6 protein-coding genes, 1 tRNA gene and 2 pseudogenes are annotated in these 12,846 nt (G+C 62.4%); 5 read left to right on the forward strand and 4 right to left on the reverse strand.

The features are described 5' to 3' along the window. Nucleotides 1-905: 905 nt before the first annotated feature. From RCP80_RS25950 to RCP80_RS00115, 3 genes and pseudogenes are all read right to left on the reverse strand, one after another. Nucleotides 906-1,331 (reverse strand): annotated as a pseudogene (locus RCP80_RS25950) (PP2C family protein-serine/threonine phosphatase); the annotation flags it as partial. Between the two features lie 104 nt (nt 1,332-1,435). Then, entirely contained in the window at nt 1,436-1,903 is a 468-nt protein-coding gene (locus tag RCP80_RS00110) for an FHA domain-containing protein FhaB/FipA (RefSeq protein ID WP_308480415.1), read from the reverse strand. A 107-nt stretch (nt 1,904-2,010) separates the two neighbouring features. After that, on the reverse strand, nt 2,011-3,396 hold the full coding sequence (locus tag RCP80_RS00115) for an FHA domain-containing protein (RefSeq protein ID WP_308480416.1): 1,386 nt from the start codon (nt 3,394-3,396) through the stop codon (nt 2,011-2,013). Nucleotides 3,397-3,635: 239 nt separating this feature from the next. Here RCP80_RS00115 and RCP80_RS00120 point away from each other — a divergent pair. The 5 genes from RCP80_RS00120 (at nt 3,636) to RCP80_RS00140 (ending at nt 12,463) form a co-directional block, all read left to right on the forward strand. Next, a tRNA-Leu gene (locus RCP80_RS00120) sits at nt 3,636-3,718 on the forward strand. A gap of 253 nt (nt 3,719-3,971) precedes the next feature. Beyond that, nucleotides 3,972-5,426, forward strand: coding sequence for a type I restriction-modification system subunit M (locus RCP80_RS00125; protein ID WP_308480417.1), 1,455 nt, complete (start codon nt 3,972-3,974; stop codon nt 5,424-5,426). After that, nucleotides 5,423-6,613, forward strand: coding sequence for a restriction endonuclease subunit S (locus tag RCP80_RS00130; RefSeq protein ID WP_308480418.1), 1,191 nt, complete (start codon nt 5,423-5,425; stop codon nt 6,611-6,613). Before RCP80_RS00125 ends, RCP80_RS00130 begins: the two co-directional genes overlap by 4 nt. Nucleotides 6,614-6,622: 9 nt before the next feature. Further along, nucleotides 6,623-10,036, forward strand: a complete 3,414-nt coding sequence (locus RCP80_RS00135) for a DEAD/DEAH box helicase family protein (RefSeq protein ID WP_308480419.1) — start codon at nt 6,623-6,625, stop codon at nt 10,034-10,036. 72 nt (nt 10,037-10,108) lie between these two features. Further along, entirely contained in the window at nt 10,109-12,463 is a 2,355-nt protein-coding gene (locus RCP80_RS00140; RefSeq protein WP_308483052.1) for a hypothetical protein, read from the forward strand. Between the two features lie 51 nt (nt 12,464-12,514). Here the strand turns inward: RCP80_RS00140 and RCP80_RS00145 are convergent. Next, a pseudogene (locus RCP80_RS00145) lies at nt 12,515-12,772 on the reverse strand (integrase core domain-containing protein); the annotation flags it as partial. Nucleotides 12,773-12,846: the final 74 nt, after the last annotated feature.

Below are 12,846 nucleotides of genomic sequence, written 5' to 3' on the forward strand. Positions count from 1 at the left end.
GCGGATTCGGTTGGGGCAGCGTCGGTTCGGGTGGGCTGCTCGGTCGCGGGGAGCTCGGTCTCGGAGGTGGGCGTGGCGGTGGGCGGTGCCGGGGCGGGACCGGGCCGGCTCGACGGACCCGGGGAGTGCGTGCGGGGTTCCGGTGCCGGCCGCGGAGTCGGGGCGGTCGCCGGCGGTTCGCACACCGGCAGCAGCGAGGTTTCGGCGAGCCGACGCAGTTGGGCGATCGCGTCATCGAGCGATCCACCCGGCAGGCCGGCGGCGACCTGGGCGCGCTCAGATGGCCGCAGGTCGCCCAATTGCATGAGACGGCAGGCGAATTGCTGCTCGCCGTAGCTGATCTGGGACAGCTCGTTGCGCTCGTTGAGGCACCCGAGCAGGAACGGCTCGGACATCGAAAGACCCAGCAGCGAGCCCTGGACGCCGCGCATGATGGACACGGTGCCGTCGTGCTCGGTGACGTAGTAGTTGTTCCGGACAATCTGGCGACCGATCGCCAGGCCGGCCAGCACCACCAGCACGACCAGCACCGCGGCGATCGCCATGCGGCGGCGCGACCGGGGCTTGCGCACCGGTTCATCGGCCTCGGCCACAACGCGTTTGGCGGCGGGCTTGCGCGGATTGATCGCCGAGGCGCGCCCGGCGGCGGTGTTCGGGGGAGCGGTGCCTTCGCCGTCGTCGCCGGAGACCGCCCCGGCCAGGATCGGCTGGGTCTGGCCGTAGTCGTAGTCGACCACGTCGGCGACCACCACGGTCACGTTGTCCGGGCCGCCGCCGCGCAGCGCGAGTTCGATGAGACGGTCGGCGCTTTCGACGACGTCCTCGATCTGCAGCGCCTCCAGGATGGTCTCCTGGCTGACCGGGTCCGACAGGCCGTCGGAGCACAACAGGTAACGGTCACCGACGCGCGCCTCGCGCATGATCAGCGTGGGTTCGACCTCGTGCCCGGTCAGCGCGCGCATGATCAGCGAGCGCTGCGGGTGGCTGTGCGCCTCTTCGGCGGTGATCCGGCCCTCGTCGACGAGGGTCTGCACGAACGTGTCGTCCTTGGTGATCTGGTTCAGCTCGCCGTCGCGCAGCAGATAGCCGCGGGAATCGCCGATGTGGATCAGGCCAAGGCGGTTGCCGGCGAACAGGATGGCCGTCAGCGTGGTGCCCATGCCCTCGAGATCGGGGTCCGCCTCGACATGGGCAGCAATCGCCGAGTTGCCCTGATGGACGGCCTCGTTGAGCTTGCTGAGCAGGTCGCCGCCGGGTTCGTCGTCGTCGAGATGGGCCAGGGCGGCGATCACCAACTGGGAGGCGACCTCGCCGGCGGCGTGGCCACCCATGCCGTCGGCGAGAGCGAGCAACCGGGCGCCGGCGTACACCGAATCTTCGTTGTTGGCGCGTACCAGGCCGCGGTCGCTGCGCGCGGCGTAGCGCAGACCTAGGGTCACGGACGTAACTCGATTGCTGTCTTGCCGATTCGCACCGGCGTGCCTACGGGGACCTTTACGGCGGTCGTCACCTTTGACCTATCAAGGTATGTGCCGTTGGTTGATCCTAGATCCTCGACATACCAATCCGAACCTCGTGGTGACAGCCGCGCGTGGCGCGTCGAGGCGTAGTCGTCGGTGAGGACCAGCGTGGAGTCGTCCGCGCGGCCGATCAGCACCGGTTGGGCGCCCAACGTGATCCGGGTGCCGGCCAGCGAGCCGGCGGTGACCACCAGGTAGCGCGGCGTGGTCCGGTTCTGCCGGGCCGGCAGCAGGGTGCCGCGCAACGCCAGGCCGCGACGGACCATCACCGCGCCGGTGGGCGCGTAGATGTCGGTGCGCAGGATCCGCAGCACCGACCAGATGAACAACCAGAGCATCAACAGGAAACCGGCGCGCGTCAGCTGCAGCACTAAACCCTGCATCTGGCGTCCTTCCCGTCATCGATCGGCAACGTCACGATACTTGTGCAGTCACCGGCGTGAGGGCGAAGCTCGTGCGCGTCGCCTGAGTTGGCGTTGTGAGGCCGGGCTCAGTGCACGCGAACGACGATCTCAGAGTGACCCAGACGGATGACGTCGCCGTCGGCCAGCTGCCACTCCTGGACCGGCGCGTTGTTGACCGTGGTGCCGTTGGTGGAGTTCAGATCGGACAGCAGCGCGACCTGCCCGTCCCACCGGATCTCCAGGTGCCGGCGCGAGACCCCGGTGTCGGGCAGCCGGAACTGCGCGTCCTGACCGCGGCCGACGACGTTGGCGCCCTCCCGCAGCTGGTAGGTGCGGCCGCTGCCGTCGTCGAGCTGCAGGGTCACCGTGGCGGCGCCGGGGTAATCACCGGCGGGCGCGGGCTGGCCGTAGTCGGCGTAGCCACCCTGGGCGGGCGGCTGACCGTAGTCGTAGTCGCCACGCGGCGGTTCGCCGTAGCCACCCTCATAGCCACGGCCGGGGCCGGGCTCGGGCTGGCCGTAGTCGGGCCGACCGTAGTTCGGTGCGCCCTGGTAACCCTGCTCGTAGCCACCCTGATCCGGGTAGCCGCCGCGCGGGTCGGGCCGGCCTTCGGGGCGCCCGTAGTCCGGGGCCGGGGGACGGCCGTAGTTGTAGTCGCCACGCGGCGGTTCGCCGTAGCCACCGGCGGGGGGACCGTACGGCTGGCGGTAGCCCTGGTCGTAGCCGCCCGAGGGCGGCGGCGGGCCGTACCCACCGGCGGGCGGGCGCTGCTCATAGGACGGGGCGTAGCCACCCTGGTCCGGGTAGCCACCCTGGCGTGGGGGGTAGTTGGGCTCACCCTGCGGGGGGTAGTGGCCGCCCGACTCCGGCGGGGGCGGCGGGGCCTGCGGGGCGTAGCCGGCGCGGGGGTCGGGAGCGTCCTCCGGGCGACCGTAACGGTCGTCGTAGTACTCGTCCCCCGGTCGTCCCTGCCCTGGGCCGCCGCGGTGGCTCGGATTGTCGCTCATCGGTGGTACTCCTGGTTCTGCGTTCGACGCACGGTCTGATTGTGGCGCGGCGGGTGGTGCGGGTTCTGGAATATCGGCACCGCCCACCGTGGCGTCGGGGTTGACGACACCGCGGGCGCGGACCTGGCCGCTGTGCAAACTCGGCGACTGTTCGAAACGGACAACAACATCACCATACGTTTGCCACCCCTGTTCGCCGATGTATCCCCCGAGATGTTTGGCAAAAGTATCCGACGTGATGTCCGGATCGGCGAGGACCTTCCGATGGTCGGGGGCGCTGAGAGTGATGACGTACTCATTGGGGGCCAGCAGCCGCCCGCCCTGCAGCGCGCGGACACCGTCGGCGGCCGCGCGGCGCAGCATGCCCTCAACTTCCTCGGGAACGACCGCTCCGCCGAACACCCGGGCGAACGCGTCGCCGACGGTAGATTCGAGCTTGCGGTCAAAACGCTCCACAAGTCCCATCTTCACCGCCTGTCTCAGGTGTTCGTCGTACCGATCGGCACAGGCGCGCGGGCTACCGCGTGTCGCGCCCCTGTGTTATTTCCGCACCATGGTATCGGTCTATGCAGGTCGGGCGTCACCATAAGAACTCTGAGAATCGTGTTACCCCAGGTCAGCTTGGTTCCGGGCGGGTGCGATTGGGGCGCGAACAGCGGTTGGAAGATGGGTCATGGACCGTGATACGCTGCCCCGGTTGTCATGGGCGAGTGGCGGAATGGCAGACGCGCTGGCTTCAGGTGCCAGTGTCCTTCGGGACGTGGGGGTTCAAGTCCCCCTTCGCCCACAAGTGAGCGGTTCGTTTGAGCCGCGGCGCAGAGGTCACGAACCAGGAATGGTTCGTGACCTTTGTGTTTTGTGGACAAGCTGTGAGTGAACCGCCCTGCGCGGGGCCGCGGGATATCCAGCTCCAAGTCCCCATGTGGATCGTTGCATGATGCGACGTCGTCCTGACCCTCAGTGTTGCGCGCTACTTGTCGGCCAGGTCCTATATACAGTTCCGTTCAGTTCATGACGATGAAGTTGAGGGGGCCTCGACCGTGATCACCGGTGAGTTGAAGAGCAAGGTCGACCGGGTCTGGGACGCATTCTGGTCCGGCGGCATCTCCAACCCGCTGGAGGTCATCGAGCAGATCACTTACCTGCTTTTCATCCGACGCCTCGATGACCTGGAGACTCTGGAGGAGCGCAAAGCGCGCCTCGGCGCAGCCGGTTTGCTCCGTTTCGGTTCAGACCAGCAAGAGCTCCGGTGGTCGCGCTTCAAGAATGAGGAGCCGGCTGTCATGTTCGCGACGGTCGGGGAAAAGGTCTTCCCGTTCCTGCGGACCCTCGGTGGCGACGGCTCGACCTACGGCGAACACATGAAGGACGCCCGGTTCACTATCCCGACGCCGCAGCTGTTGTCCCGGGTGGTCGACTTGCTTGACGACATTCCGATGAACGATCGCGATACCAACGGCGACCTCTATGAGTACTTGCTGTCGAAGATCGCGAGCGCCGGCGTCAACGGCCAGTTCCGTACGCCGCGGCACATCATCAAGTTGATGGTCGACATGATGGCGCCGAAGCCGACCGACGAGATCTGCGACCCGGCATCCGGTACGGCAGGCTTCCTCGTTGCCGCGTCCGAGTACATCCGCGGGCAGCACCCGTCAGTACTCACCGATGCCGCACAGCGCAAGCACTTCCACGCCAGCATGTTTCACGGCTACGACTTCGACAACACCATGCTCCGGATCGCTAGCATGAATATGCTGATGCACGGCATCGAATCTCCGGACATTCGCTACCGGGACTCGTTGTCGGAGGGTGCTTCTGAGGACGCCGAAAAGTACACGCTGATTCTCGCCAATCCGCCGTTTGCTGGCTCGCTCGACTACGAGTCGACATCGAAAGATCTACAGCGGGTAGTAAAGACGAAAAAAACAGAGTTGCTGTTCGTGGCTTTGTTCCTCAAGTTGTTGAAACCTGGTGGGCGCGCGGCCGTGGTCGTGCCAGATGGCGTGTTGTTCCAGTCTTCGAAGGCGCACAAAGAACTTCGGCAAAGTCTGGTTGAAGATCAGAAGCTGGATGGGGTTGTGAAACTTCCGTCAGGGGTGTTCAAGCCTTACTCGGGGGTCTCGACGGCAATCCTGCTGTTTACGAAGACAAACTCGGGTGGCACCGACAGTGTGTGGTTCTACGAAGTGGCTGCCGACGGGTACTCGCTCGACGATAAACGGAATGCGGTGGAGGCAAATGACCTCCCTGACGTGTTGGCTCGGTGGAGCGCACGCGCAGGGTCCGAACGTGAGCGAGCTCGCACGGACCGGTCGTTCTGCGTCTCAAAGAAGGACATCGTCGCCCAGGGTTATGACTTATCGCTCAACAGGTACAGGGAAAGTGTTCATGACGCAATCCAGCACCGACCGCCACTGGAGATCGTCGCCGAGATCGAGAAATTAGAGCGGGAAATTGCCGCGGGCTTAGTCGAGTTGAAGGCAATGCTGACATGACGTGGCCGACCGTGTCGTTAGGTGACTGCGGCGAGATCCAAGGCGGACTCCAGGTAACAAGCAAGCGCGATTCTTTACCGCTATCTAGGCCGTATCTTCGGGTAGCAAATGTTTATCGCGGTCGCCTCGATTTAACCGAGATCAAGACAATCTGCGCAACTCAGACCGAAATCGACCGGACTCGGCTCGAACCCGGAGACCTACTCTTCGTGGAGGGGCACGGTAACCCCGAAGAAGTAGGCCGAGTGGCCATGTGGAACGGCTCAGTTCCAGACTGCGTGCACCAAAATCACCTAATTCGCGTCCGACTGGATCGCAACGTTCTGATACCCGAGTTCGCGGCCAGGTGGTTTAATTCCCCGGCCGGGGCCAGTCATTTCCGACGGGCTGGAAAGACAACATCCGGCCTTAATACCATCAGCACCCATACAGTTCGATCCGCCGTCACTCCGCTGCCACCACTTGACGAGCAGCGCCGTATCGCCGCGATCCTCGACCGGGTCGATGAATTGGACCTGTCGCGTCGGGCAGTCGACGAGCGGATCGACGAAGTGCCTACCGCCATATTTTTCGAAATGTTTGGCGACCCAGCCGCCGCGTCGGCTCGCGATACCGAGCCACTGGGTGAACTTGTGACTCTCCGTGGTGGCGGGACTCCGTCAAAGGCGAACCCCGCTAATTGGAAGGGCGAACTTCCCTGGTTCAGTCCTAAAGACCTCAAGCGCAAGTTTCTATTCGATTCAATAGACCACGTATCAGAAACGGTCCTCGACTCGACCTCGTTGAAGGCAATCCCGCGCGACACGATACTGATCGTTGTACGCGGCATGATCCTTGCTCACACTGTCCCCATCTCGATTGTCAAGACGAGGTGCACGATCAACCAAGATCTAAAGGCGCTGATCCCACGTGTCGAAATCGACCCGCTATTCCTCCATACCGCGCTTGCTATACAACACGCGCGGATCCTTGACAGCGTAAGCACGGCAGCGCACGGTACGAAACGCCTCGACGTTGAGGACCTGAAAGCCGTCCGTATCCCCCGACCTACCGCTGGTGCACAGACGGAGTTCATCGAACGGGTCAATCAGGTTGAGGACATCGCGCGCGCCGCTGCATCTCAAGCCAAAACTATCAACGAGCTCTTCAGGTCCCTCCAATCCCGCGCGTTCTCCGGTCAGCTGTGAGGTAACGGCATGTCGAACTTCGCCTTCCTGCGCACGGTCAATTGGTCGGAGATGTACTCCGACTGCGCGCGAGCAGAGAGTTATGCCACCACCGACCCACGTTCGGCATGCTTCTACAGCCGCCGGACCGTGGAGCTATTGGTGGACTATCTCTATGACGTTTTGGCGCTGACGATTCCGTACAAGAACGATCTCGCCGCCAAGATCAATGACCCGGCGTTTAAGTCGAAAGTCGGTCTGGGGATCGCTAACAAGCTCAATCTGATTCGTAAGCTCGGAAATACTGCTGTCCACGAGGCACAGCCGATACCGCCCAGGGCCGCCCTCGATACGCTGCGTGAACTGCACCACGTGATGCTGTGGGCTGCCTTCCGGTATTCGACCAACCCGCAACCGGTTCCGATGAAGGCCGCCTTCGATCCAAAGATGGCGGTCAAGGCTGCACCGCTGACCCGGCAGGAAGTCGCTCAGCTCGCGGCGAAGTTCGCCGCTCAGGACGAAGCGCATGCCAAGGCGCTGGCGGAGAAGGACGAACTTGCCGCGACGCAGGCCACTGAGATCAAAGCGTTGCGCGAGGCGGTCGAGCAGGCCCAGGCGGCCAACCAGCAGCCCGATGACCGCGATTACAACGAGGCCGAGACCCGAGATCGGTTCATCGACGTTATGCTCGCCGAAGCCGGCTGGCCCCTGACAGACACCAAGGACCGCGAGTACCCGGTCACCGGCATGCCCAATGGCGACGGCAAGGGGTTCGTCGACTACGTCCTGTGGGGTGCAGACGGTCTCCCGTTGGCGATCGTGGAGGCCAAACGAACGGCTAAAAGCCCGCAGGTCGGCCAGCAGCAGGCCAAGCTGTACGCGGACTGCCTTGAGAAGATGACAGGGCGTCGGCCGGTAATCATCTACACCAACGGTTTCGAGCACTGGATCTGGGATGACACCGGCGGCTACCCTCCGCGGGATATCCAGGGTTTCTACACCCGGGACGAGCTGGAGCTCCTAATCCAACGCCGCGACACCCGCAAGCCGTTGATCGACATGCCGATCGACTCGGCCATCGTAGAACGGCACTATCAACACCGTGCGATCCGCGCGATCGACGACGCATTCACCGAAAAGCAGCGGGAGGCCCTGCTGGTGATGGCAACAGGCTCGGGGAAGACCCGTACCGTGATCGCGTTGGTGAAGCAGCTGATGGAGGCCAACTGGGTCAAACGGGTCCTTTTCCTCGCCGACCGCACTGCACTGGTGACCCAAGCCGCCAACGCGTTCAAGGCACACCTGCCCGATGCCACCACTGTGAACCTAGTGACCGAGAAGATCACCGACGGCCGGGTGTATGTGTGCACCTACCCGACGATGATGAACCTCATCAACGAGACCGACTCTGGCATTAGGAAATTCGGACCCGGCTACTTTGACCTCGTCGTCATTGACGAAGCCCACCGGTCGGTCTACCAGAAGTATGGTGCCATCTTCGACTGGTACGACTCTCTGCTCGTCGGCCTGACCGCCACCCCCAAAGACGAAGTCGACCACAACACCTACCGACTGTTCCACCTCGAAGACGGCGTACCCACGGATGCTTACAGCCTCGACGACGCCGTCAGGGAAGGCTTCCTGGTACCTGCTGTCGGGATCTCCGTGGGCACCAAATTCCTGCGCCAGGGCATCCGCTACGCCGATCTCTCCGAAGAGGAGAAGGACGACTGGGACGCCCTGGACTGGGGCGAGGGTGACCCGCCGGATGAGGTGGGCGCCGAGGAGATCAACCGGTTCCTATTCAACGAGGACACCGTCGACAAGGTGCTCGCCGAACTGATGAGCAAGGGCCACCGTGTAGCTGAAGGCGACCGGCTCGCCAAGACCATCATCTTCGCCAAGAACCAGGCGCACGCTGAGTTCATCGCGCGACGCTTTGACGTCCAATATCCGCAATACGCAGGAACATTCGCCCGCGTCATCACCCACAGCACTGCCTATGCCCAATCGCTGATCGACGACTTCTCCGTCACCGACAAGGTCCCACACATCGCCATATCGGTCGACATGCTCGACACCGGAATCGATGTCCCCGACGTCGTCAACCTCGTGTTCTTCAAGCTGGTCCGGTCCAAGACCAAGTTCTGGCAGATGATCGGCCGCGGTACCCGCCTACGGCCCGATCTATTCGGACCCGGCAAGGACAAGCAGAACTTCTACGTCTTCGACTTCTGCGGCAACCTCGAGTTCTTCAGCCAGGATTTGCCGGGATCGGAAGGCTCGTTCCAGAAGTCCTTGAACCAGCGGCTTTTCGAAACGCGCCTCGGGCTGATCACCGCGATCGACCACGCCTGGCCGCCCTCGGAGCCAGAACCCGAAGAGGGGCAGGGCAGCGAGACCGAACGAGGATTGCGGGTCGATGTCGCGTGGTCGCTCCATCGGGCCGTCACGGGGATGAACCTGGACAACTTCCTGGTGCGACCACACCGCAGGCTGGTCGAGCAATACTCGCAATGGCCGGCGTGGAGATCGCTGACGCCCGACGTCGCCGGAGATGTGGCCGAACACCTGGCCGGGCTGCCGTCAGCCCACAAGGACGACGACGAGGACGCCAAGCGCTTCGACATGCTCGTCTTGCGCCGTCAACTCGCCCAACTCGAAGGCGACGCCGTCGCGGCCGAACGGCTACGCGAACAGATCCAGAACATCGCGACCGGCCTGCTGAGCCAGACAGCGATCCCGTCGGTGAAGGCACAGGAGCGGACTCTCGAAGAGGTCGGCGGGGATGAGTGGTGGGTCGACGTCACTCTGCCGATGCTCGAATCCGCGCGGCGCAAGCTACGCGGTTTGCTCCGGTTCCTGGAGAAGGTGAAACGGAACCAGGTCTACACCGACTTCGCCGACGAACTCAGCGAAGCCACCCTCGTTGATCTTCCAGGGATCACGCCCGGCACCAACTGGGAACGCTTCCAGGCCAAGGCCCGCGCGTATCTCAGACAGCACCAGGATCACGTTGCGCTGCAACGGTTACGACGCAATAAGCCCTTAACCCCCGATGATCTCGCTTCGTTGGAGCAGATGCTTATCGAGAGCGGTACGGGAGAGCAAGCCGACATTGAACTGGCGAAGGAGCAGTCGCATGGCCTGGGGTTGTTCGTGCGGTCACTAGTCGGGCTGGACCGCGAAGCCGCCGCCGAAGCCTTCGGCGCATACCTGGACGGCACGAAGTTCAATACCGACCAGATCCGCTTCGTGAACCTCATTGTCACCGAACTGACAGCCAACGGCTTCATGGAACCCGTGCGGCTCTACGAGTCGCCATACATCGACCACGCACCTACAGGCCCCGACGACGTGTTCGGCGAGGCCGATGTCGACACGATTGTTTCGATTCTGAATATGGTGCGGGATAACGCCGTGCCCGACGACGGAGCAGCATGAATTCCGACCGGCCGGCTGACGCCGACATCGCCCACAGCGACCAAAGTCATGAGGTCGTAGACGAGAGTGCTGATGTCTGATCAAAGCGCGTACTTCAACGAGGTGGCTCATATGCAGCTTCGTGCACCACGCGTTGTCCTCGTCGTGCCGGTCACCGACGACTGGCACCGATTAGCAATGCAAGGGCTTCACCTAGTGACTACATCTTGGGCTGGTGCCGGGTTCGTAGTCGTGCCGACAGAGCGAGGTGTCGTACACCCGGCGATTCTTGCTTCTCTTCGGGAGTACGACCCCGACTGTGTCCTTGCGCCTCCAGCTGAAGCGCTTCCCGCCGACTTGGCGGACGGTGTGACGCGCGCACAGGAAGCAATTTCGGCAATCTGCTCCAACTATCGATCACCTCTGCTGAACCCGCTGGAAGTCGCGAATCCTCGGTTCTCCGCGCTCTGGAACATTTGGTTCTCAACCGCTGGTCACCCGAGCTCCGGTGATCCTGTGGACGTCTCAACTGTCAGTGACGTTCACGACGGCGAGACCTCGATCGGTGCCAATCCAGCTCTTGAAGGCGCCCTTGGCCTAGCGGCAGCAAGTCGCTGGGGGTTAAGTGAAACGCCGAACGACGACACTGCAGACGTCGAAGACTCCGTCAAGAAGGCAGCAGTGCGGCGGCTCTCGTCACACGAATACCAAGCTGGGGGTCTTCCAGGCATTGGCACAGCGGCCACTTTCGAGGGTAGGTACGAGACCTATCTTTCGCGTACGCTCGTCGGTTTGGATGGAGCCCAATCGTACGGTCCTCGACGGTCCGACGCGCTGATCGTCATGGGTGACAAACCGTCGGACTTCGCTCTGGCTATGGTTTGGGACCGCACCTACCGATACGGAATCTGGGTCCCCGAAGAGTGGTGGGCGGACACCGAACTCCGTCCCCACGTCATAGCGGGAATCGACGAACTGGTGCGGCACGCATCGACACAGTTGAAAAGAGTTCTGTTCACATCCACCACTCTCGAAGAGAGCGAAATCGCAGCCCGCGCAAAACAATGGCGCGACCGCACGAGCCTGATCCTCGAAAAGGACCTAGATGACAAGTGGATGGTGGTGGGTGCCGACGCCCTAGCGCCTTCGCGGTACTGGAAGGTCCACTACGTCCTGAAGGAGAACATCTCTCACGAATGGTCGACTGCTGTCACGACAGAGGCTGGCACTGCGAATCTCTCAATGCTCCCGCCCCTTCCTCGGATCGGGGTGCCGGGTCTTGAGCCGCTCGAGCAGTCAACATGCTGGCACGTGGACGTTTCTCTCCGCGGTTACGACCTTCCCGTCTCGACCGCTTTGCCTGAAGATGCGTTGCTGGTCGAAACAACGGAGGCCCAGGCCACTCGTGTTCGTGCGGGCAGAGGGGGGATTTCATACCAGGCGCATCGAACCGACTTCATTCCATCAGGAGCTTCACTTTCGCAATCACTCGCTCGTCCGTTGCTCAGCTTCCCGTCGTTGATCGACTGGGCGAACTCACGCGCAAGTACTCACGCGATGTCCGTTCGGCTTTCGACTGCAGGCACGCAGGCGAACGTGCTGGCTTCAATGATGGGCAGCCGAGAGGCGTTGACTGATCTCGTTGCCAGTGATTTCTTGGCTGCTCTCCTCGCATTCAATCGGTCGCGATCTACGAAAGACGATTACCCCGGGGGCGAGGGATGCGTAGTCAATTCGGAGGGATATTTGCACTTTTCGGGCATATGCGCGATTGCGGGTGTCACGGACACTGCCGAAGCCAGAGACAGGGTAGATGGGTTACTCAAAGCGGGCGTTCTCAGGCGAGGACTGCTTACAAAGTGCCTCTTGTGCCAACATTCTGCATTTGTCCATGTGGACGACCTGGCTTCGATGATCCGATGCGACCGCTGCCTTGGAGTAAACGCCCTCGAGCGTCAACTGTGGCTACATCCGGTCGAAGAACCCACCTGGTATTACGATCTTCATCCCATTGCCCGAAAGCTGCTCCAGGACAATGGAGACGTTCCATTGCTACTTTCTAAGTACCTACGGTCTACTTCTCAGCGCAGTTACACCGACGCAGCCGAGTTTGAGCTATTGGGACCGGAGGGAGACCCCGTATGCGAGACCGATCTACTCGCGCTTACCGATCGGAGGCTATCAATGGCGGAAGCGAAGTCTAGCAACACATTTGGGAGTCGAAAACAACGTATGAGCGGTGCCCGAAAAAGAGTTACCGCCGCGCACGCATTGCATGTCGATGAGATTGTCCTTGCGACTACGGCCGCTCAGTGGGAGGGGGCCACGATCGAAGCGATGAAGACGGCAATGTTTGAACGTGATTGGCGAATGGGGCGAACACCCGATCTGCGAATAGTCTGTAGCCTTGGCGGAGCGGTAACTGACGACACACAACGAGTGCGTTGAAGTTCCGCTGAGGTGAGCCCCTCGTAGTGGTCCAGTCGCTATGCGACTTGGGGGTTGATGGGTCGTGGTCCACTGTAGAGCGAACTCGGCTGGGGTGAGTTCGCCGTGGGCGGAGTGGGGCCCGTTGGCGTTGTAGTCACAGCGCCAGCCTTCGATGAGCACGCGGGCTTCCAGTAGCGAGTCGAAGCGCCACGAGTTGAGCAGCTCATCACGGAACCGGCCGTTGAACGACTCGACCCATGCGTTCTGCCACGGCGATCCGGGATCGATGAAAAGTGAACCAGCACTGTTGAATCGGCACCAATCACTGCTCACCTCATCCGGGCACCCGCGAACCCGACTGCGCCAAGCTAAGCTTACTTAGCGCATATGAGGTGGAGCAG

This window comes from Mycolicibacterium sp. MU0053, assembly GCF_963378095.1.
GTDB classification, from domain to species: Bacteria; Actinomycetota; Actinomycetes; order Mycobacteriales; family Mycobacteriaceae; genus Mycobacterium; species Mycobacterium burgundiense.

Excerpts from the sequence above, each read along its gene's own strand:
- RCP80_RS00110 (WP_308480415.1), bottom strand. The coding sequence starts at position 1,903 with ATGCAGGGTTTAGTGCTGCAGCTGACGCGCGCCGGTTTCCTGTTGATG.
- RCP80_RS00115 (WP_308480416.1), bottom strand. The coding sequence starts at position 3,396 with ATGGGACTTGTGGAGCGTTTTGACCGCAAGCTCGAATCTACCGTCGGC.
- RCP80_RS00130 (WP_308480418.1), top strand. The coding sequence starts at position 5,423 with ATGACGTGGCCGACCGTGTCGTTAGGTGACTGCGGCGAGATCCAAGGC.
- RCP80_RS00135 (WP_308480419.1), top strand. The coding sequence starts at position 6,623 with ATGTCGAACTTCGCCTTCCTGCGCACGGTCAATTGGTCGGAGATGTAC.
- RCP80_RS00140 (WP_308483052.1), top strand. The coding sequence starts at position 10,109 with ATGTCTGATCAAAGCGCGTACTTCAACGAGGTGGCTCATATGCAGCTT.